The sequence below is a fragment of the Pseudoalteromonas sp. CO348 genome (assembly GCF_004208845.1).
GTDB classification, from domain to species: domain Bacteria; phylum Pseudomonadota; class Gammaproteobacteria; order Enterobacterales; family Alteromonadaceae; genus Pseudoalteromonas; species Pseudoalteromonas maricaloris.
On the sequence record NZ_SGPI01000040.1, the window covers coordinates 307730 to 327453 of the forward strand.

Consider the following 19724-nt stretch of genomic DNA (forward strand, 5'->3'; position numbering starts at 1 on the left):
CGATAGTTAATTACAATTAATATAAGTTGAACTTATGGATAAGAGGTTAAGGCACTTAAGTGCACTACGCTGTTTTGAGAGTGCAGCTCGGCTCCAAAGTTACACTCAAGCTGCGCTCGAATTGAACATTACGCAAGCGGCAGTAAGTCAACAAATGCGGCAACTGGAAAATGCACTTGCAGTTAAGCTTTTTGTAAGAAAGGGCCGAAATATGCACTTAACTGAAGCCGGCGAAGTGTTGTTAATGTCTACTCAAAGTGCGTTTAAGCGCATTATTGGGGGATTAAATCAAATTCAAACGCAAGAATTGGCTGGTAGCTTGACCATAACGTCAACCCAGTCTTTTTGCTCTTTATGGCTAATGCCTAACTTATCTTCGTTTTACGAGTCTCATGACGACATCCAAATTCGTGTGCTTGGCTCTAATCGCTTTGAAGATATTCGTTTAAATCATATTGATATCGCGATCCGGTTTTCTACTAAGAAAGAATTAGCGTGTCCCGCCGGACTTGAGCAGCTATATCTGGGGGAAGATAGCAACTATCCTGTTTGTTCACCAAGCTACAAAGAAGCGCTGCAAATTAAGTCTCCGAGTGATTTAGCAAGATGCAACCTTATTCACCACGACGATGATAAAGTAAGCTGGGAGCAGTGGTTTGAGTCTCAAGGGATATGCGGTTTAAGTATTTGTGCCAAAGGTCCACACACTCGAGTCTCTTCTAATGACATGGCATTGAGTGCAGCGCTTAAAGGCCAAGGTGTTGCAATCGTCTCCAAAGAGCTATTTTTAGACTTTCAACAAGCTGGACTTATTGTGCAGCTTTTTGATATCCCTCACCCTGTGGTATGGCAACGCTATGTGTTATTCGATCCCTATTCACCAAAAAGAGCTCGGATCCAAGTATTTATTGATTGGCTAATTAATCACTTACCATAAGGCCTAGTTATGGCTCACTAATTGAGCTTCTTTCGTATTATTTCATGAATGCGGAAGTAAATGTGAACTTGAAATAAATATTAAACTAAAATTTAACATTGCCGAATTAGACTCCGTTCCCGCAAGGAAAACTAGCAAGGATGCCAACATTCAAATACCGAGGAAACGATGAAAACTTATACTCTCACACCAGCCGTGTTGATGCTCATGAGCAGCGTCGCCAATGCAGAACCTGAAGTTCACTACGAGTCTTGTAAATCCACTTTTAACTATCTAGCCGCACAGTATCAAGGGACGACGGATAAAAATAATTCAGGTTCGCAGTGGTGCTATTTAAAACAAAGCATCGAAGGCGCAACATGGGGTCATGTTAGAACAGAAACCATCCCAGAATTCAAAACAGTAACCGGAAAAGCGTGTAAAACGCCATCGGAGTATCAGGGTGAAAAATTTTATGGCTGTACAACCCGAAATCACACCGCACCTTGGTGCTATCTTGAAGAAGGCGGCTGGGAAGAATGCCAACCAGAAGCGCCGCCAGCGCTTTTAGCTCACACTCAACCCCTACAAAGTAAGCGATTAGATAGAGTTGCACTTGGCTCATGTTTCAAAACCAAAGGAGATATGCCCGAAGCGCTCGCTAAACTAATTGGTCAACAACCGGACCTATTTCTTTGGTTAGGGGACAATATCTACGCAGATACCACCGATATGGCAGTGATGCGCCAGAAGTACGATGATAAAAAGAACAATAGTGAATATCGCAAGTTTTTAGAGGCTAAGATCCCAGTGATGGCGACTTGGGATGACCACGATTTTGGTTGGAACAATGAAGGTAAACATTATCCACAGAGAGTAAACGCACAGAAAGAATACTTGCGTCACTTTGATGTCGATAAGGCTGATCCAAGAGTAAATGGTCAAGCTGGTATTTACGAAGCCAAAATGCTGGGTGGCTCGGGCGAAACCACACATGTGATCACATTGGATGCCCGTTACTTCCGCTCTCCAACCTTTTCAAGTTACGGTGCGTGTGAAGGTGAAAGTAGCACCATATTGGGAGAGGCGCAGTGGCAATGGCTTGAGCAAGAGTTACAAAAACCATCAGAAATCAAGCTTATTGCAAGCGGTATTCAAGTACTGCCTCCGCTGCATCAAGGCAGAAGTAAAACTAACTACTGTGCTTATGGAGACGGCAAAACATTTAATGCTGCCATCGCGTCATTAGAAGAAACAAATATGTCTGGTACTAGTTATGAGTCTTGGGCTGAAATGCCAGCGCAAAGAGAGCGTTTGCTTAGGTTAGTACAGAAATCAGTGAACGAAGGTAAAACTAAGGCCGTTGTGTTTTTGTCTGGCGATCAACACTGGGGAGAGCTTTTGCAAAAGACTATTCCCGCAAGTAGCACATATGGTCAAGCAGTTAACGTCTACGAAGTGACGGCATCAGGGTTTGGTCAAAACTGGCCTTATCATATCGAAAACCCATTAAGGTTACCGATTTACGCAGATGACAAAGGGGATGGCAATTTTGCCAAAGCATGTCAGTTACCGTTCAAATATGCAGGTGTAACCTACCAAGGTTGTATCACGCGAGACAACGATAAGCCTTGGTGTTATACCCAAGTGGATGATAACCAAAAAGGCATCGAAGGTGAGTGGGGCAACTGTGCGCCAGCAGGTGCCAGTATTCCAACCGGACGAGTTGGTGCAATAAGCAAAGACATCGCAAAGTTAACAACATCTAACCGCCATTTGATTAATAAATCGGGAAGTAACTACGGCTTGATAGATATAGATTGGCAAAATCGTGAACTGAAAATGTCTATTGAAACGGCAAACGAGGAAGCGGTTTCAACTATTATCAAGTTTTGATGTTTCGTTATCAGCTGAGCTTAGTGCTCAGCTGATAAGATAGTAACTCTTTGTAAACTATCGAAATAAAATGTATATTGCGTGCAATCAAGGAAGAAAGCAGGTAAACTGCACTTCGGATAGTACCTCAGGCAAATTAAAAGGACATTAATTTGAAATTTGTTATTTCACTTTTACCCGCACTTTTTTTGACTAAATTAGTTTTTTATCTTACTGATTTCGAATATTTTTTATTCGAAGATCCCTTTGACTTCGGTAAATTGCTTATTGATATCAGCGTTTTTGGGTTTTTTTATTTTGTCGCTATTTTAGTTTACGAGTACTTCTTTGGTGAAAAGTTAGAGCTCAAGCGCCAAGTCTCAAACAAAAGAACGAAAGGTTCAACGTAAGTCTATTGAGAACTCGAAGGCTTTTTATAAGGCTCAAGTAAGCGAAACACCAAAAACCCGACCGCGCTTAATACAATTGCGATTTCATATCGTTGATATGCGCTTGAGATCCCTATTGCCCCGGTTAACCAAATACCTGCAGCGGTTGCTGTGCCATGTGTGGAATTATCATTTTTCACAATAGAGCCACCACCAATAAAGCCAATTCCAGTAATGACACCGTACATTACTCTTGCTTGCGCTTCATGTGATTCAAAGACGTCCATACTTGTTAAAATAAAAGCACAACAGGAAATAGCGACTAATGGGAATGTTCTAAGCCCCGCGCTATCGGAACTACTTTCTCTATTAATAGCCAAAGGTAATGTAAGTAAAAACGCAAAAATAATTTGGTAAAAGTGATACCAAATGAGTGCTAAATCAAGATTAATCCAATCTGGCATTTTTTATCTCCTATACTGTTATTGGGTTAATGCAAAAGGCATTCCTTTGAATTGGCATAACCCATGCAGAATGAAAGCGTCTATAACTTTTAGGAGAGAACAATGGATTTATTGAGGATCATCATTGCAATTCTGCTTCCACCACTTGGTGTATTCTTACAAGTCGGTCTTGGCGGGGCTTTTTGGTTAAATATTTTGCTTACATTGTTGGGTTATATACCAGGAATTGTGCATGCAGTGTGGGTGATTGCCCGTCGGTAAAAAGCGGACAACAAGTAACAATAACACGGTAATCTTTGCAGGGGATTATCCTGCAAAGATCTCCAGCACAATTGGCATTACTGAAAGCACCAGTAATGCAGCCATCACAAAATTAAACCATCTACGACTTTGCTCATTTTTTAATACATGTTTCAGCGATGAACCAAACACCAACCAGATCCCAACACAAGGAAATGACACCAGCAGAAAGACAATGGTGATCATCAAGTTTTGACTCATAAAATCTGCGCCAGTGGAGGTATAAGTTGAAATAGCACCTATTGCTACAATCCATGCTTTTGCGTTTACCCACTGAAATAGTGCGCCTTTTAAAAACGAAAAAGGTTGAGGGCTTGAGTCTGCATCAGTTGTGGGTGAAGACATCGCGACAAGGTAAGCAAGATATAGAAGATAAATGACGCCAATGCACTTTAAAATAAAGTGCAAACTAGGAAATAGCTCAAAAAGCTTCGCAAAACCTAAGCCGACCAGCAAAAGCATAATCGAAAAGCCCACACAAATACCGCTTAATAGCGGAATGCTCCTCTTTAAGCCAAAATTAACACCAGATGTCATCACCATAATATTGTTTGGCCCAGGCGTTACGGAAGACGCAATAGCAAATAAAGTGATAGCAACCAAATAGTCCATTAAGTAGTCCTTTTTAAATAGTCTGGGTGTTACATCAAGGCATTTGTTATCTTGAGAGTGTCTTTTGTCTGGTAATGCCAATTGGATTTCATACTTCACTATTGGGTTTGTGTGTAAAATAGTCAATAGGTGATTAGTCGAGGTGTTGTTTTTAGTTTTGTTATAAGATAACATATTTAAAGTTATGGTATAACATAAATAAAAATAGGATCTCTCTCATGGTATTAAAAGGTAAACTTTTGGCAGTTGCCATTTCTGCAATTCTTCTTTCTGCATGTGGTGGTACTGAACACACAATCGTAAAAGTAGACCCGCCAGCCCAAGATAATGGCAACGATGACGATGGTCATGATGATCACGATCATGGAGATACGATCGCAGACGCAAATGGTCGTCTGTTAGTTACTAGCGCTGAAAGTAACGTTGTGAATGTGTACTCAACGGCGGATAAATCACTTATCGACTCGATTGGCGTTACCCACTATCCAAAATATGTATATAGCTCTGAAAATCACCGCTTTGCTGTCTTGGTGCAACGTGACCAAGGTTTAGTAGAATTTATTGATGGCGGTTTATATGAAGAGGAGCATGGCGATCATCACCATACTCATGAAGAAGCGCCTGCACTTGCTTCGTTCCATTTAGAATCAGTGAAGCCAACACACGTTACAGTGGGCGAGTCGGGTATTGCTGTATTCTCTGATGGCGACAAAGACAGCCAACAGAATGCCAGTGCTGCAATGTTCACTGAAGCGCATATTAGCGGCGAGCAAAGCGAAGTTGCTGCATTACATTACGACACTTACATGCACGGTGCGGCGCAAGCTCGAGGTGAATTTCTAATTAGCACGATCAGAGACCCTCAAACTGAAACTTCTCTACCCTCGCAAATTGGTTTGTATCATGCGCATGGTGACCATTTTCATCAAGAGCAGGTATTTAACGTAAGCTGTCCAGCACTTCACGGCAGCGCACAAAATGAAGAAGCAGTGGCATTTGGTTGCGGTGACGGTGTTGCGCTTATCACTCAGCAAGGTGAAAGCTTTAGTGCAGTAAAACTAGCTAACCCAGATTACTTTGCTGACGGGCAGCGAATTGGCACCCTTAAAGGCCACCATGATGCAGAGCAGTTTATCGCATCAGCAGGTAATGATGTGCTGATGGTTGACCCTGAGCATGGCCATATCGAGAAGCTTGAATGGCAAGTAAGTGATAACTATCGCATTGCTAGTTTTGGATTTAGCTTTGCAGGTGAGCATGTTGTGGTGATGGATACCTCAGGTAAACTCAGCATTTTTGCCGGTCATGATCATGATGGCGAGCACCATTTTGAAGCCGCAGGTGAAGTACAAGTAAGTGATGCTGATTTAACTACGATGCCAGAAGGTCACGGCTTCCAAATTACATTTTCTCATTCAGAGCAAGCGGTATATGTGAGCGACCCAATCGCAAAACAAATTAAAAAGTTTGATTTAGAAGAAGCCAAACTGGTAGACACATTTGAGCTAGATTACGTACCAGAAAAACTAGTATGGCTTGGTATTACTGCAGAGGAATCTCACGACCATTAATACTTAACCTCATGTAGTCCCTGACAATTTTTAACACTGTAGATAGTGGCTTTGCCACCTTAGTTAAGCTAAGGTGGCTTTTTTTAAGGAAAAAATATGAGAATTAGACCAGCCACCATCAACGACTTAACCACACTTCTAGACTTAGAACAGCAAGTGGTTGAAGCAGAGCGTCCGTATAACGCAGCAATGAAATCGCAAGACGCCAAATACTATGATCTTGAGAAATTACTCACTTGTTCGAATATGTTAGTGGTTATTGGTGAAGTGTCAGAGCAAATAGTCGCAACAGGATATGTGCAGATAAGGGCGTCTAAACAGCAGTTACAGCACACGCAGCATGGTTATCTTGGTTTTATGTATGTAACACCAGAGCATCGTGGTAAAGGTTTAAATCAAGAGATCATGGAGCACTTAATCGCTTGGTGTAAAACCCAACACGTCAACGACTTTTACCTTGATGTATACAGTAGTAACGCCGCAGCAATTCGCGCTTATGAAAAAGCGGGATTTACACCTTGCCTGCTGGAAATGAAGCTACACCTCTAGATTAACCAAAGATCACAGCCAACCTTTGTGTTTAAAGAATAAATAAGGCGCAAAACCAGAGAGCAGCATAATAGCAATGGCAAAAGGATAGCCCCATGCCCAGTTTAGCTCTGGCATATTATTAAAATTCATCCCATACACACTGGCAACCACAGTGGGCGGCAAAAATACGACAGAGGCAATGGAAAAGGTTTTAATAATTTGGTTTTGTTCGATATTGATAAAACCCTGCGTAGAATCCATCAAAAAATTCACCTTATCGAAGAGAAAGGCGCAGTGCGACATTAGCGTTTCGATATCTCGTGTGACTTCACGTAGCGTTTCTCGTTCTTCAGATTGCACCCCCACATGACGCATTAAAAACGAGATATTGCGCTGCGTATCCATCAAACATAAGCGCACTTTACCGTTGGCATCTTCTAGCCTTGAAATACGACTAACGGCTTCTTCTAGATCTGAGTCTTCTTCCTCGAGTACATAGGCACTGAGCTTTTCAAGCTGGTGGTGCATATCCTCAAGCATATCCGCGTGGTTTTCGACTTTTTGGTCGAACAAAGTCACTAACAGCTGTTTTGGGTTATCGCACGCCACTTGCCCTTTACGCGCACGCAGTCGCAGCAACCTAAAATCCGCAAGTTCGTCATCACGAATGGTTAATAAGCAGTTTTTTTGTAATAAGCAGGCCACGGTCACCGTATTAAAACGCCCGTCATTGGGAGACATAAACAAAGCGTGTACATGCAGACCTTCGCTGTCGATAAAACAGCGCGAAGAGGCTTCAATTTCCTCTACGTCATCCGCACCAGGAAGGGTAATATTTAGCGTGTTTGCTAGGGCAACTCGCTCCTCCTCATTGGGATTAATAGTATCTATCCAATGGGCGTTTTTGATTGCTATTTCAATCGGGGTGTCGGTGCTTGGTTCCATTTCGGAAATTACACCGTGTTCAATCGAAAAAAACCTTAGCATCTCATTACTCTACACGACGACTCTTTGGCAAAGTATAAGAGTGAGTGTATTAATCAACAATGATAATCCAAGGATTATCCGCAGATTATTCAGCTTGATAGGTGTAGATATTACGCGCCGCAACCGAGTTATTCATGATTGTTGTGTAATTAGCAATCAATTTAAAGCCATGGCGCTGAAATAAATGATTCACTGCTAAGGCATCTACTCGACAACGAGTATGGATAGGTTGGCGAGTAGAGGCTAAGGTGTCTTGTAGTAATTGCTTGCCAACTCCTTTGCCGCGAATATTCGCATCAACCATAAAGTTCGAAATGTACAGGCCTGACGTAAGATCAAAGCGCGCCTTATCTTTAAAATGGGCGATTGGCACTAGCGACAAACTACCTATAAGATGCTTTGTTGAGTCATCAAAAATAACACGCACTTCGCCTTCTTCGATCTCCTTTTCCATAAGCAAGCGAATGGCTGCTTGGTCTATTTCTTCATTGCGTGGCGGCGCTGAAAAGGTCGCGATGTATAGCTCAGTAAGCTGCTCAACAATATCGCAGGTTGGGGTAGAGATTATTTCAATCATGCAGATACGCTCCGTGTTTTTGGATCAGCTTGGTAACTTTCAAGTAAGTGCTCAATATTGCGTTTAAACAACTCGCTGGCATGTTCTGTTAGTACCGTATTTTTCGCTATCGCATGGCCTAGATACAAGTTGTATAGCTCGTACGCCGCGCACTGAGCATCAAGCTCAGGATGAAAAATACCGCTTTCAATCCCTTGCCCGATTTTATGCTTGATATAGCTAAATAGTCGATTATGTTGCTCGGTAACCTTGGTATGAATGGGGCTGTCTGTATAGCAATTAAATTCAACCAATGCTTTGATAAACGGGCAAGTTGAATGTGGCTCATTAAATAATTCGCGAGTCCAGTTTGCCCATATAGAAAAGAGCATTTTGAGTTGTACAAGGGGATCTTGGTGCCGTGCAGGTTCTACGACATGCAACATAAATTGATCTTCACAGTAATCGAGGATCGCCAACTGCATATCTTCTTTACTGTCAAAATGCGAGATAAGCCCGCTGCGAGACAAGCCACAAAGCTTGGCCATAGAACCAATAGTGACTTCTATCAAGCCATATTGGCTACTAAAGCGCATACCTTGCTCTAAAATGGTTTGTCTCGTTCTCTCGCCTTTATTCATCACTTATGCAGTTATTCTTTGAGTAATATGTTGAATAACGCCAGTATCGCCTAAAATGCGGCGATGTCCAAGGCCTGAGGTTTGGATTAAACGTTCAGGAGCGGCTGCGATAAGCGACTCTACGTGTTCAAATGGCGCAAATCGGTCCTCGGTATCGTGAATAAATGTCGGCTTAAACTTAAGTACACCGTCGTGGAATTTATCTCGGATCAAATGCCAATGCGTGCCATACCTTGTGGTGATAGCGCCTAACACTTGGTGCAGCATTTTTTCAGAAATGCCCGCTCGCGCAACGCGCTCAAACATCAGCTCAAAAAACTGCACGGGAGTTGCAACATTAATAACCACGCGATTTTCTAGCCGATAATCCGGTAAGTTCATCAGCGCCACAGCGCCCATAGAATGTCCCACCAAAGCTACGATATCATGGCGGTCGGCTTCTAGCTTCTCAATCAAAGTATCCAGCGCTTCAACAAAAGCCAGCAAATGGGCTTGCTTACCATGAGATTGTCCATGCCCAACATGATCAACCGCCACAACACAAAATCCCGCTGCAACGAGTTCTGGGATCAAAGTATCAAAGCAACTGCTGTTATCGGCCCAACCATGACTTAATACGACGGTCTTCGGGCCAAGGCCAAACACGTTTACATGAACACGACCAAGCGAGGTCAGAATATTGAGCTCACCATTGGGTTTTTTATTTTTAAACTGATATTGACGCTTACCATGCGGGCTCATCAGTAGTACCTGACCTAACCTCGAAGTAATAGGTGGCGCAAGCGTGCACATAAGCCCTGTGACACCCCGACTTATCTTGGTAATAAGCGACCCGTCTTTGTCGTTAAAGTAGCTGAATTTCATCCTGACCTCTAAAAAAGAACACTTGTACTTTTATTAAAATAGAACAGTTGTACTTTTTTGTAAAGCATAACAATCACCTTTTAATATTGCAGCTGGTTTACCGAGCGATACACCCCCATGTAAGAGCTGGTTTACCCAGCGATCTTTATAAGGCACCAACCGCTGCCAAAGCACCTTATACTGACTCCACACCACCGCGTAGGAGCTGGTTCACCCAGCGATCTTTATAAGGCACCAACGCGCCAAAGCACCTTATACGGACTCCACACCTCCTCGTAGGAGCTGGTTTACCCAGCGATCTTTATAAGGCACCAACCGCTGCCAAAGCACCTTATACTGACTCCACACCACCGCGTAGGTGCTGGTTTACCCAGCGATCTTTACCAAGCACCAACCGCTGCACAAAGCACCTTATACGGACTCCACACCCCGCGTAGGAGCTGGTTCACCCAGCGATCTTTATAAGGCACCAACCGCTGCACAAAGCACCTTATACTGACTCCACACCACCATGTAGGAGCTGGTTTACCCAGCGATCTTTTTAAAACGCCGGCTGCGGATTACTCAGGGCTATGAGGGGCATACCCTCAATAAGGTTTGTCTTTAAAGAGCGGTTAAACGTGAAAAACGATGAAAATGTTTCAAATTACGTAAAGTTGGTGAAGTATTGAGTGCTTTATTGTTTTTTCATTGCAATTTATCGAGAGAAGCTTGTCTTTATATTTAACTAAATGTAATGTTTGGGTTAATTTCAAGGGAGCTAACGTAAAACAATGGTGGACAGATGCAAACGCCAGAGGAATATGAGGTAAGCCAGCGGATAGGTAGGTTAATACTTGGGTTAAAGCGTACCAGAGGTATAACCCGAGAAGATGTCTGTAAACGTTTAGGTATAGGCTCGCGCACGTTAGACAATTACTTAAACGGGGTGAGCTCATTTAAACTTGGGACATTGTTAAAGTTTGCGGATCTTTGCAAGGTAAAGTTGGCTGATATTTTGGATGATACCGAGGCGCTGAAGCGTTTGTATCCTGAAAATATTAAAGACAAAGGCAATATCTTTTTGCTATTTACAGGCTATTTTGTCGGCGTTTTGGTCCTTGAATTTACCTTATTTGCTTTTCTTATTTTGTTATTGTTTTATGCGCGTAATGACAAGAATAGCCAAAGCATTGTTGCAATTTTTATATTTGCTTTTTCGTTAGAAATCGTTGTTGCATACTGGTTGAATTATGTCGTCTTCCCAGCTATTGAAAGCTATTACATTGAAAATATCTATGCTTTTGCAACTCAACTTTTACTGAGTTTACTGCTTGCGCTAATGATCAAATACAGAATGATTTTAGGTGCGTGGTTTACCAAAGGGAATTCAGCTAGCATTTTTGAGAAGAACCAAGTAGACGCGCCGCTTTATGCACTCGCATGTACGTTAGCTTTGATTGATTTTGCCGCATTGATGGAAAACTTTATCCGTAACCTAGAGCGTTTAGGTATAAATGAAGAAGTTGCCAAACCATTTTGGGAGCTGACCTTTATTTATGATTACTTTGCTTATATTAAGGCCGTGCCTTATCTGCTCTGTATGTTTGTTTTATACGCAGGAATAACAGCGCGCCGTAAGCAGGTTTTAAATAAAGCAAATGCCGCGCCTACACAATAATGTGAAGATTTTCACATAAAAATAGAGAAGTCTGTGTGTTTTTAATTATTGATTTTAATGGTCTGCAAAACAACAAATAAGCAGGTTTAGAAAGAGTTGCTTAAATCAATTGATACCAAAAATTCAAATATAATGATAAGTTTGTTTCTGTTTTGGGTTGTTTTACGAGTATGCACCTAAAAATAGTACTGTCATCTACTTGTCTTTATATTTAACTGGATGTAAACTTTTGGTTAAATTGGTTGGGGTGATTGAGAGATATGGTGGGGCGATGCAGACGCCAGAAGAATACGAGGTAAGCCAACGTATCGGCCGATTGATACGGGGGCTAAAGCGCAAAAAAGGGATGACCCGAGAAGAGGTTAGCCGGCGTTTAGGTGTGGGTGACAGGACCCTTGATAACTATTTAAATGGCTCTAGCTCCTTTAAGCTTGGGACATTGCTTCGGTTTGCTGAAATCTGTAAAGTAAAGTTATCAGATATTTTAGAAGATACAGATAAGCTCTCTGGCCTGTATGGAGAAAAAAGTGAGGAAAAGAACAATGAAGGCTGCACAGAAAAAGCCAATAAAAATAGATCTTAGTCGTTCATTGTGTAAACAGATTTACGGTGGTATTGGCACTTCAAAAGGAGAGATTCCTAGGGGTGTAGAGGCGGAAGCTACTAAACCTGACTCCTAGACGATGTTTAAGTGAAGCCAGTAATTAGAGAGTAAGTATATATGAAAAGTTTATTTAGCCTGACTTCGCCAACGAATCAAAAGAAGCTCATAAACAAAGTTCTTAGTTATTCAAGGTGTAAATTGGTATGTGGCGCAACTGCTGTCAAAGGCGGAGGTCCAAGAAATCAACGAGTCGAAGCTACAAAACAAAGTTCTAGTGGTTAGGGTTGTTATTATGAGAAGTCTTTTTAGTTTATCGTTGATAACATGTATTATAGCGTTGTTATTTGCATCTGTTATAAAGTTTGGTGTACTTGAATCGATCATCTGCGCTATGCTCTTTTTACTGACCTGCTTTTCAAGAAAAGACGAAAACAGTCAATTGCTTACATTGATTTTTGCAGCAGTTTTTGTATTAGAAGTTTGTGTTGCAATTGGGTCTAGGTACGTTATTTTTCCAGCAGTAGAGAGTTTCTTTGTAGAAAACATATATGCATTTGGACTTCAACTTCTGGTCAATCTCCTATTGCTGTTTTTAGTAAAACATCGAATGACAATAGCTGTTTTGTTGACTAGGGGAAAATCCGCTTCCGTGTTCGAAAAAAATTATGCAGAGGGGCCTCTATATTTTCTAGTTATGGTGCTTGTGTTTATAGACTTTATGGCGTTAATGGAAAACTTTTTACGTAACTTAGATCGTATGGGAGTTAGTGAGGAGACTGCTAAAATATTCTGGGAAGTCACGTTTTTTTATGATTATTTTGAATATCTTAAAGCAGTACCTACTTTTCTATGTATTACACTCTTATATGTCGGTTTGGTTGTTCGAACTAAAAGAGAACCAATTCAAAATTAATTGAAAATCCTAAAACACAGTATCTTTCCGACACTGTGTTTTTATTTTATGTTCTTGTAATAATTAAAGCGAACACAGGCGCTTGACTCTCCTAGTTATGTGTTAATTACAATGTTATGTAGTTTATGCCCATTTAGATCCTATACCATTTTTACATTAATCGACCTGAACATCTACTTGTCTTTATATTAAACAGAATGTAATGTTTGGGTTAATTTGGTGTTTTGGTTAAAGGGAAAAACGGGGCGATGCAAACGCCAGAAGAGTACGAAGTAAGCCAGCGCATAGGACTGCTAATAAAAGGTCTAAAGCGTAAACGTGGGATGTCGCGAGAAGATGTATGCCGGCACCTCGGGATTGGCATGCGAACGCTAGACAACTACCTCAATGGTGTTAGCTCTTTTAAGCTTGGCACGTTAATGAAGTTTGCTGACTTATGTAGAGTCAAACTCGCTGATATTTTGGATGATACCGAAGCGCTCTCACGACTATATCCAGACAATATGAAGGACAAAGGCAGTATTCTTACATTGCTTTTCGGCTCTCTTGCAACGGCAATGCTTTTTGAGTCACTCACTTTGTTTTTGTTAATTATGTTGCTTTGCTATTCATACAAAGACAAAAACAATCAATGTATGGTCGCAATTTTTGTAGTGATCTATGCATTAAGTAATGCATTTGGTTACTGGCTTAAATACGTTGTTTTCCCCGCAGCTGCTAATAGCTTCATTCAAAATGTATACGCTTTTTCAATAAACTTGGCACTAAGTTTATTTTTGCTCTTTTTAATTAAATATAGAATGAAATTTGCGGTGCTTATCACGCGAGGAAGATCTTCCGAAGTATTTGAGAAGAGCCTTGTTGAAGCTCCACTTTACTTCCTTGCTCTGATCCTAGCAGTTGTTGATTTTTGTGCGCTAATAGAGAATTTTATTCGCAATTTAGATCGATTAGGTATGGATGAAGAGAAGGTAAAAATATTTTGGGAGTTGACCTTCTTCTATGATTATTATGAATACCTTAAAGCCCCGCTGATGTTGCTTAGTATAGCACTTCTCTATGCAGGGGTACTTGCACGGAAAAGAAATATGCAGCAGCCCCAAAGCGCGTAGTAATAAGTTGATAAGAAAATCACGGAATAAGGAGATGGTGGGCGATGCAAACGCCAGAAGAGTACGAAGTAAGCCAGCGCATAGGGCTACTAATAAAAGGTCTAAAGCATAAACGCGGGATGTCACGAGAAGATATATGCTGCCACCTCGGGATTGGCATGCGAACGCTAGACAACTATCTTAATGGCGTTAGTTCCTTCAAGCTTGGTACGTTAATGAAGTTTGCCGATCTCTGCAGAGTTAAACTCGCCGATATTTTGGATGATACCGAAGCGCTCTCACGACTATATCCAGACAATATGAAAGACAAAGGCAGTATTCTTACATTGCTTTTCGGCTTAGGTACAACCGCTATGCTGTTCGAGTCGGTTTTCTTGCTTTTATTAATTGGACTGCTTTGCTATTCATATAAGGACAAAAACAGTCAATGCATGGTCGCAATTTTTGTCACTGCTTATATGTTAACGAATGTAGCTAACTACTGGCTGCATTTTGTTCTTTTTCCCGTGGTTACTAATGCCTTCTATCAAAATATTTATGCTTTCTCAACTAACTTGTCTTTAAGCTTACTTTTATTCATTTTACTTAAATATAGAATGAAATTTGCTGTATTTATCACGCGAGGCAGGTCTGAAGATGTCTTTGAGAAAAACCCTATCGAGGCACCTCTGTGCTTCCTAGCAATGATGATAGCGCTCATTGATTTTTGCGCATTGATGGAAAATTTTATTCGCAACTTAGAGCATATCGGTATGGATGAAGATTTCGCTAAAACATTCTGGGAATTAACTTTCTTTTATGATTATTACGAATACATTAAAGCCCCGCCGATCTTACTCAGTTTAGTACTCCTCTATGCAGGAATACTCGCACGGAAAAGAAATACGCAGCAGCCCCAAAGCGCGTAATAATAAGTCGATAAGTAAATCACGGAAATAGAAGGATAGCGAGGCGATGCAAACGCCAGAAGAGTACGAAGTAAGCCAGCGCATAGGACTGCTAATAAAAGGTCTAAAGCATAAACGTGGGATGTCTCGAGAAGATATATGTCGCCACCTCGGGATTGGCATGCGAACGTTAGACAACTACCTTAATGGCGTTAGCTCCTTCAAGCTTGGTACGTTAATGAAGTTTGCTGACTTATGTAGAGTCAAACTCGCCGATATTTTGGATGATACCGAAGCGCTCTCACGATTGTATCCAGACGATATGAAGGACAAAGGCAGTATTCTTACGCTAATCTTGGGATCGGCTTTTGGCGTAATTATTTTTGAATCTACTTTGTTTATCTTATTGTTAGTTTTGTTCTTTTACTCTTACAAAGACAAAAATAGTCAGCTACTGACGTTATGTTTTGCCGTGCCTTACTTTCTTGCAATTGTAGCGATATATACGCTTCGCATCGCGATCTTCCCTGTTGTGGAAAGCTACTTTATAGAAAATATATTTGCGTTTTCAATTCAGCTCTCACTCAGCCTTTTATTACTCTTTTTACTAAAACATCGGATGGCTTTTGCGGTGTTGCTTACCCGAGGAAGAAGTCCTTCTGTGTTTGAAAGAAACTATGCGGAGGGGCCATTACATTTCTTAGTTTTGACCTTAGCGTTAATAGATTTTTTTGCCTTGATGGAAAACTTTCTTCGTAACCTAGATAGAATGGGTATAAACGAAGAAACCGCAAAGGTGTTCTGGGAAGTAACCTTTTTTTATGACTATTTTGCTTACTTAAAGTCAGTGCCTATGTTGCTGTGTGTCGCAGTACTTTATATCGGGTTTATAGCTCGAAGAAATGCTCCGCTACAAGTTGGGTACCTTGAGTCAGCACCAAAATAGGGCTGTTAACATTTCGTGCTGTATGTGGATTAGCACTCGCTACCATTCAGGCATTAAACGTATGGGGTAAGCTATCTCGTCGCGAGTGTTAGGATGGTGTTTAGTGGATTTAAATTACCGTAATAGCCATCTATATTTGCTTGAACCCATTCATCTTTTGATATGTCTGGCCAATTGACAGAAAAGCCTAAGAAAAATAGTAGCTCCTCAAAGAAAAAACGTTGAGTTCTACCATTGCCCTCTCTAAAGGGATGAATAATATTTAATTCACAGTAGATATCCGCAAGCTGGGCTAAGATTTCTGGTTTAGCTGCGTTTATATCCAATGTTTCAATTTGCTGGAACTGCTTTTGTACTTCAACATTGATTCGTGAACAAGTACAAAACCGAGTTTCCCCTTTGGAAATGTCAACAGTTCTAATCTCGCCAGCCCAATCATATACATCTTGAAATAAATCAGTGGAGATGTCGTAAATGATTTAAACTAAATTCGTGGAGGGATTTGATTGTAGAAGAGTATTTACTATATCTAAAGGCGGTAAACGCTAGCTCAGCTTCCGCTAACTCATTTGCATCTGTAATATTAAGCTTATTAACAACTAGTACGTCAGATTTTGGATAACAATAGCTATCCTGAGCAACGCCGTATTTATCTCGCATATTTTGCTTTTAAATCAGCAATTGATTTGCTCAAGCTCTCTTTTTTAAAACTTAGACCTTCGTATTTAGCGCTTATTTCAAAGTTGCTCATTTTAGGTATAAATGTTTGAACATTTTTTGCTTTTTTCACCGAAGTAACAGCCATAAATACACCTCTTGTCTGACTTCTTAAGTATAACTTAGCACTATAGTTATGCCAATAGTTCAAAACAGCCCGCTTCTTTTACTTACACCATAGCTTGGCGTATATGAAGCGCCACTCGACTTTGATTGTTTGATATGATATTTGACAATCTAATGATGACTCAGGCTCCTTGCAAAGCTAGCTTCGTGTGTGGGTCATTTTGTCTATGTGCCTGAAAAACTCAGAGGACAACATGTCTAATAAAAGTCTTAGTGCTCGAATTCCAGCCTATAAAATGGTATTTGCAAGTGGCGAACTGCAGAGAACCTATAAGGATCTCGTTGCTATTGTTCAAAGTCTCAGAGCTGAATTCAGTAGGCAATATAAAGGCCAGTTAACAGTCGCAAACGTGTTACACGGATATATTGACTTTACATACTTTTATCTACAAAACGATTACCTTAAAAAACACAAACTCAAATTGGCAGTGGTGTTGAACCATCAAGAGGTGCAATTCGAACTTTGGCTCCTTGGGCAAACAAAGGATGTTCAGATTGATTATTGGACAAAGTTACAGGGTATCAAATGGGTGAATCAAGAGGTTATGCCTGAGTGGTCAATCTTTGAAATTTTAATGCTTGCTAACCCTGACTTCGACAATGTAAAAGCGCTATCAGAGCGGATCCACGGTGTGTTTGCTGAACTGTCTGAGGAGATCTTTGCTACATTGAAGGCCTATCAGCAGCACACATAACATTCTGAGCTTTCGCAGGTTATCTGCGCCGTAAAGCTTAAGTTGCTAATTTTTCAAACTTTAAATTTGTTTAACTCTATTTCTAGCGAAAAAAAGAGTGCTAATAGTAGCACTCTTGTCAATGCAAAACTCAACAGCAATAACCTTTAGTTGCTAGTCCATGCTTGGGGCACTGGAGTACACCAACTCAATTAGGTTATTCATCGTTCTTGATTTTTGCATATAAGCCTTTTCCATATGGGCAAGCTCTTGTAGTTCAAATAAGGTCGTTTCTACGAGTGCCAGCCATTTTTCTGTGGTGTCTGGTACCGCTTCACTTTGCTTTGTTGCTTTTTTTAGTGCGTCGTAATAAATAGTTAAGTCACGATATTGGCTTTGATAGTCCATTGTTGTTCCAACCCGTCTCTTTTAATTTACAGCAAAGTAACAGGAATTCTCAGCAGAAATCTGCGGAAAATAATTTTTTACAACTTTTTAATTCGAAAGATAATTAATATTAGCAAAGGCGGAGATCACATCCTTTGCAAAGGCAATGCGAGGGTGTTTTAACGCGCCCTTTTTCCATACCAAATAGATATTATTTTCGGGGCCTACGGGGCCAAGTTGGATCAGTTCACCTGCTTTTATGAGATCTCGGCAGAGATAATCGGGGAGGACGGAGTAACCTATTCCAGAGCGAATAATGTTAGCAATTGCTCTAATGTCTGGACAAATGGCGATCACATTAGAGTTGCAGCTCGCATTAAATACACGGTCAAAGTATTGTCTAACCAAAGGCAAGTCTTGATCGTACGTGACGACGTTATAGCTTGAGAGTAAGTCGGCGGTAATATCGCTGTCTTGAATTTCTCGGCCCTCTAAACGGTTCATCACTAGCCACAATTGCTCTTTGTCTAGAACGAGATAGTCAAAGGTTGTGGGATCTGGCGCAGAGGCGGCAATGGCGATGTCTGCGGTGTCGTTTATTAGTGCGTCGAAAATGTTAATTTTATTGCCAATATGAAGTACCACGTTAATGTTGCCCGCTTGCAATAAGTTGGCGATTTGTGGACCGGAGACAAAGCTTAAATACTCCGCGGGGCCGGCAATATTTAGTGTGCCAAATACCGCGTTGGAGCGTGCTCGAATTGAGGTGATCTTCTGCTCTAAAATATCGATATGACCAGATACCTGCAGCGCTAAGTCATGTGCCGTTGGCGTCGGCTTCACGCCTCTTGCTTGACGTTCAAACAGGGCTTTTCCTACTACCGCTTCCATGGTTTGAATATGTGCCGTGACAGCCGGCTGCGACATCCCCAAGTTGGCCGCTGCCTTGGTGATATTTTTGCAGCGGTATACTTCCACAAAGGTTTTTAGTTGGGTGAGATGAGACATAAAATACTTGAGCCATAAATATTCTGATTGCTCCTACCAATTTATCCGAATTCTCCTGTATCCGCAAATCGCCTAAACTTGTCGATATTGAACTGGTATGAGGAGCCGGCATGAACAAGAGTTTAGTGAATACGATAGTGTGGGTGTCATCGTTGTTGGGTTCAGCACTTGCGCTTAGCGCTCATGCAAGTGAAGGAGAGGTATTAGTGTTACTTTCGAGCGAAACCTCGATGGAACTTGCCAGTGGCGAGACAATAGAAACAGGTTACTACCTCAATGAGTTTGGGATCCCAGCAAAGGCGTTGGTGGATGCTGGATATAAACTAGTATTAGCAACACCAAAAGGCAATGCCCCTGCTGTTGATCAAAAATCAGTGACGGTTGATTACTTTGGCGGTGATGAAACTAAATTACAAAGCATCAAAAAATTTATTGCTAACCTGCCAGATATTAATGATACCGCAAGTTTTAGCGAGATCCTTGCTGCGGGGTTAGACGAATTTGATGCGGTATTTATTCCAGGCGGACACGCACCATTAATTGATTTGGCGAATAATCCGCAGGTGGGAGAAATTTTGCGCCATTTTAACCGCGAGAATAAACCAACAGCCGCGATTTGCCACGGCCCAATTACGTTGCTATCGGCGCAAAGTGAACCAAAAGCGTATTATAAGAGTTTAACAACACAGTCACCTGTTCAAGCGAAAAACTGGATTTATGACGGATATCAAATGACGATATTTTCGAACCCAGAAGAACAAGTATTTGAAAGTACTTTAAATGGCGAAAAACTCAACTTTTACCCAGCAGCAGCTATGTCTCAGGCTGGAGGAAAGATGCAGTTTGCAAATGCATGGCAGCCAAAAGTGGTTGTTGATAGAGAGCTAATTACGGGGCAAAACCCGTTTTCAGACTCATTACTAGCAGAAAAGCTGCTAGAAATGTTAGCGAAAGAATCGAATATTAAACAGTAAGGAATTGAGC

General features: G+C 41.2%; 22 protein-coding genes and 1 pseudogene. 13 read left to right on the forward strand and 10 right to left on the reverse strand.

Annotated elements, in window-relative coordinates; genetic code table 11:
• Positions 1–34 precede the first annotated feature (34 nt).
• Entirely contained in the window at positions 35–937 is a 903-nt protein-coding gene (locus tag EXT48_RS22365; RefSeq protein WP_130165845.1) for a LysR substrate-binding domain-containing protein, read from the forward strand.
• 168 nt (positions 938–1105) lie between these two features.
• Entirely contained in the window at positions 1106–2812 is a 1707-nt protein-coding gene (locus tag EXT48_RS22370; protein ID WP_130165846.1) for an alkaline phosphatase D family protein, read from the forward strand.
• A 391-nt stretch (positions 2813–3203) separates the two neighbouring features.
• Here EXT48_RS22370 and EXT48_RS22380 read toward each other — a convergent pair whose 3' ends face one another.
• On the reverse strand, positions 3204–3644 hold the full coding sequence (locus tag EXT48_RS22380; protein ID WP_010369887.1) for an MgtC/SapB family protein: 441 nt from the start codon (positions 3642–3644) through the stop codon (positions 3204–3206).
• A 102-nt stretch (positions 3645–3746) separates the two neighbouring features.
• Between EXT48_RS22380 and EXT48_RS22385 the strand changes: the two genes are divergently transcribed.
• Complete coding sequence (locus EXT48_RS22385; protein ID WP_010369885.1) at positions 3747–3905, forward strand: YqaE/Pmp3 family membrane protein; 159 nt, start codon at positions 3747–3749, stop codon at positions 3903–3905.
• A 45-nt stretch (positions 3906–3950) separates the two neighbouring features.
• Here the strand turns inward: EXT48_RS22385 and EXT48_RS22390 are convergent, their stop codons facing one another.
• Positions 3951–4556, reverse strand: a complete 606-nt coding sequence (locus tag EXT48_RS22390; protein WP_130165848.1) for a LysE family translocator — start codon at positions 4554–4556, stop codon at positions 3951–3953.
• Between the two features lie 239 nt (positions 4557–4795).
• Here EXT48_RS22390 and EXT48_RS22395 point away from each other — a divergent pair, with 239 nt between their 5' ends.
• Both EXT48_RS22395 and EXT48_RS22400 read left to right on the forward strand, forming a co-directional pair.
• Positions 4796–6127 (forward strand): hypothetical protein, encoded by a 1332-nt coding sequence (locus EXT48_RS22395; protein WP_240703429.1) that lies wholly within the window; start codon positions 4796–4798, stop codon positions 6125–6127.
• Positions 6128–6223: 96 nt separating this feature from the next.
• Positions 6224–6676, forward strand: coding sequence for a GNAT family N-acetyltransferase (locus tag EXT48_RS22400; RefSeq protein WP_130165850.1), 453 nt, complete (start codon positions 6224–6226; stop codon positions 6674–6676).
• A 12-nt stretch (positions 6677–6688) separates the two neighbouring features.
• Here the strand turns inward: EXT48_RS22400 and corA are convergent, their stop codons facing one another.
• The 4 genes from corA to EXT48_RS22420 form a co-directional block, all read right to left on the reverse strand.
• On the reverse strand, positions 6689–7645 hold the full coding sequence (gene corA, locus EXT48_RS22405) for a magnesium/cobalt transporter CorA (protein WP_130165851.1): 957 nt from the start codon (positions 7643–7645) through the stop codon (positions 6689–6691).
• An 85-nt stretch (positions 7646–7730) separates the two neighbouring features.
• On the reverse strand, positions 7731–8222 hold the full coding sequence (locus tag EXT48_RS22410) for a GNAT family N-acetyltransferase (protein WP_130165852.1): 492 nt from the start codon (positions 8220–8222) through the stop codon (positions 7731–7733).
• Positions 8219–8842, reverse strand: a complete 624-nt coding sequence (locus tag EXT48_RS22415; RefSeq protein WP_045965554.1) for a TetR/AcrR family transcriptional regulator — start codon at positions 8840–8842, stop codon at positions 8219–8221. Before EXT48_RS22415 ends, EXT48_RS22410 begins: the two co-directional genes overlap by 4 nt.
• Before the next feature lie 3 nt (positions 8843–8845).
• Positions 8846–9706 (reverse strand): alpha/beta fold hydrolase, encoded by an 861-nt coding sequence (locus tag EXT48_RS22420; protein WP_130165853.1) that lies wholly within the window; start codon positions 9704–9706, stop codon positions 8846–8848.
• 784 nt (positions 9707–10490) lie between these two features.
• Between EXT48_RS22420 and EXT48_RS22425 the strand changes: the two genes are divergently transcribed.
• The 6 genes and pseudogenes from EXT48_RS22425 (at position 10491) to EXT48_RS22450 (ending at position 15828) form a co-directional block, all read left to right on the forward strand.
• The gene (locus EXT48_RS22425) at positions 10491–11366 is read left to right on the forward strand and encodes a helix-turn-helix domain-containing protein (RefSeq protein WP_130165854.1); all 876 of its coding nucleotides are present in this window, start codon (positions 10491–10493) and stop codon (positions 11364–11366) included.
• 271 nt (positions 11367–11637) lie between these two features.
• A pseudogene (locus EXT48_RS22430) lies at positions 11638–11910 on the forward strand (helix-turn-helix domain-containing protein); the annotation flags it as partial.
• A 352-nt stretch (positions 11911–12262) separates the two neighbouring features.
• Positions 12263–12883 carry a hypothetical protein gene (locus EXT48_RS22435; RefSeq protein ID WP_130165923.1) on the forward strand — a complete coding sequence of 207 codons (621 nt, stop codon included), beginning with the start codon at positions 12263–12265 and terminating at the stop codon, positions 12881–12883.
• A gap of 248 nt (positions 12884–13131) precedes the next feature.
• The gene (locus tag EXT48_RS22440; RefSeq protein ID WP_130165855.1) at positions 13132–13995 is read left to right on the forward strand and encodes a helix-turn-helix domain-containing protein; all 864 of its coding nucleotides are present in this window, start codon (positions 13132–13134) and stop codon (positions 13993–13995) included.
• A gap of 44 nt (positions 13996–14039) precedes the next feature.
• Entirely contained in the window at positions 14040–14903 is an 864-nt protein-coding gene (locus EXT48_RS22445) for a helix-turn-helix domain-containing protein (RefSeq protein ID WP_130165856.1), read from the forward strand.
• 46 nt (positions 14904–14949) lie between these two features.
• The gene (locus EXT48_RS22450) at positions 14950–15828 is read left to right on the forward strand and encodes a helix-turn-helix domain-containing protein (RefSeq protein WP_130165857.1); all 879 of its coding nucleotides are present in this window, start codon (positions 14950–14952) and stop codon (positions 15826–15828) included.
• Positions 15829–15899: 71 nt separating this feature from the next.
• On the opposite strand, the gene EXT48_RS23965 is transcribed toward EXT48_RS22450, so the two are convergent.
• Both EXT48_RS23965 and EXT48_RS23765 read right to left on the reverse strand, forming a co-directional pair.
• Positions 15900–16307, reverse strand: coding sequence for a Fic family protein (locus EXT48_RS23965; RefSeq protein ID WP_306419084.1), 408 nt, complete (start codon positions 16305–16307; stop codon positions 15900–15902).
• A gap of 170 nt (positions 16308–16477) precedes the next feature.
• A complete protein-coding gene (locus EXT48_RS23765; protein WP_165384137.1) occupies positions 16478–16633 on the reverse strand; it encodes a hypothetical protein in 156 nt (51 codons plus the stop codon).
• Positions 16634–16865: 232 nt separating this feature from the next.
• On the opposite strand from EXT48_RS23765, the gene EXT48_RS22460 reads away from it, so the two are divergent.
• The gene (locus tag EXT48_RS22460) at positions 16866–17366 is read left to right on the forward strand and encodes a hypothetical protein (RefSeq protein ID WP_130165858.1); all 501 of its coding nucleotides are present in this window, start codon (positions 16866–16868) and stop codon (positions 17364–17366) included.
• 153 nt (positions 17367–17519) lie between these two features.
• Here EXT48_RS22460 and EXT48_RS22465 read toward each other — a convergent pair whose 3' ends face one another.
• Complete coding sequence (locus EXT48_RS22465) at positions 17520–17753, reverse strand: hypothetical protein (RefSeq protein ID WP_010369844.1); 234 nt, start codon at positions 17751–17753, stop codon at positions 17520–17522.
• 87 nt (positions 17754–17840) lie between these two features.
• The gene (locus tag EXT48_RS22470; protein ID WP_010369842.1) at positions 17841–18740 is read right to left on the reverse strand and encodes a LysR family transcriptional regulator; all 900 of its coding nucleotides are present in this window, start codon (positions 18738–18740) and stop codon (positions 17841–17843) included.
• A 110-nt stretch (positions 18741–18850) separates the two neighbouring features.
• Here EXT48_RS22470 and EXT48_RS22475 point away from each other — a divergent pair, with 110 nt between their 5' ends.
• Positions 18851–19714, forward strand: a complete 864-nt coding sequence (locus tag EXT48_RS22475; RefSeq protein WP_130165859.1) for a type 1 glutamine amidotransferase domain-containing protein — start codon at positions 18851–18853, stop codon at positions 19712–19714.
• Positions 19715–19724 lie beyond the last annotated feature (10 nt).

Excerpts from the sequence above, each read along its gene's own strand:
- EXT48_RS22365 (WP_130165845.1), top strand. The coding sequence starts at position 35 with ATGGATAAGAGGTTAAGGCACTTAAGTGCACTACGCTGTTTTGAGAGT.
- EXT48_RS22370 (WP_130165846.1), top strand. The coding sequence starts at position 1,106 with ATGAAAACTTATACTCTCACACCAGCCGTGTTGATGCTCATGAGCAGC.
- EXT48_RS22380 (WP_010369887.1), bottom strand. The coding sequence starts at position 3,644 with ATGCCAGATTGGATTAATCTTGATTTAGCACTCATTTGGTATCACTTT.
- EXT48_RS22385 (WP_010369885.1), top strand. The coding sequence starts at position 3,747 with ATGGATTTATTGAGGATCATCATTGCAATTCTGCTTCCACCACTTGGT.
- EXT48_RS22390 (WP_130165848.1), bottom strand. The coding sequence starts at position 4,556 with ATGGACTATTTGGTTGCTATCACTTTATTTGCTATTGCGTCTTCCGTA.
- EXT48_RS22400 (WP_130165850.1), top strand. The coding sequence starts at position 6,224 with ATGAGAATTAGACCAGCCACCATCAACGACTTAACCACACTTCTAGAC.
- corA (WP_130165851.1), bottom strand. The coding sequence starts at position 7,645 with ATGCTAAGGTTTTTTTCGATTGAACACGGTGTAATTTCCGAAATGGAA.
- EXT48_RS22410 (WP_130165852.1), bottom strand. The coding sequence starts at position 8,222 with ATGATTGAAATAATCTCTACCCCAACCTGCGATATTGTTGAGCAGCTT.
- EXT48_RS22415 (WP_045965554.1), bottom strand. The coding sequence starts at position 8,842 with ATGAATAAAGGCGAGAGAACGAGACAAACCATTTTAGAGCAAGGTATG.
- EXT48_RS22420 (WP_130165853.1), bottom strand. The coding sequence starts at position 9,706 with ATGAAATTCAGCTACTTTAACGACAAAGACGGGTCGCTTATTACCAAG.
- EXT48_RS22425 (WP_130165854.1), top strand. The coding sequence starts at position 10,491 with ATGCAAACGCCAGAGGAATATGAGGTAAGCCAGCGGATAGGTAGGTTA.
- EXT48_RS22435 (WP_130165923.1), top strand. The coding sequence starts at position 12,263 with ATGAGAAGTCTTTTTAGTTTATCGTTGATAACATGTATTATAGCGTTG.
- EXT48_RS22440 (WP_130165855.1), top strand. The coding sequence starts at position 13,132 with ATGCAAACGCCAGAAGAGTACGAAGTAAGCCAGCGCATAGGACTGCTA.
- EXT48_RS22445 (WP_130165856.1), top strand. The coding sequence starts at position 14,040 with ATGCAAACGCCAGAAGAGTACGAAGTAAGCCAGCGCATAGGGCTACTA.
- EXT48_RS22450 (WP_130165857.1), top strand. The coding sequence starts at position 14,950 with ATGCAAACGCCAGAAGAGTACGAAGTAAGCCAGCGCATAGGACTGCTA.
- EXT48_RS23765 (WP_165384137.1), bottom strand. The coding sequence starts at position 16,633 with ATGGCTGTTACTTCGGTGAAAAAAGCAAAAAATGTTCAAACATTTATA.
- EXT48_RS22460 (WP_130165858.1), top strand. The coding sequence starts at position 16,866 with ATGTCTAATAAAAGTCTTAGTGCTCGAATTCCAGCCTATAAAATGGTA.
- EXT48_RS22465 (WP_010369844.1), bottom strand. The coding sequence starts at position 17,753 with ATGGACTATCAAAGCCAATATCGTGACTTAACTATTTATTACGACGCA.
- EXT48_RS22470 (WP_010369842.1), bottom strand. The coding sequence starts at position 18,740 with ATGTCTCATCTCACCCAACTAAAAACCTTTGTGGAAGTATACCGCTGC.
- EXT48_RS22475 (WP_130165859.1), top strand. The coding sequence starts at position 18,851 with ATGAACAAGAGTTTAGTGAATACGATAGTGTGGGTGTCATCGTTGTTG.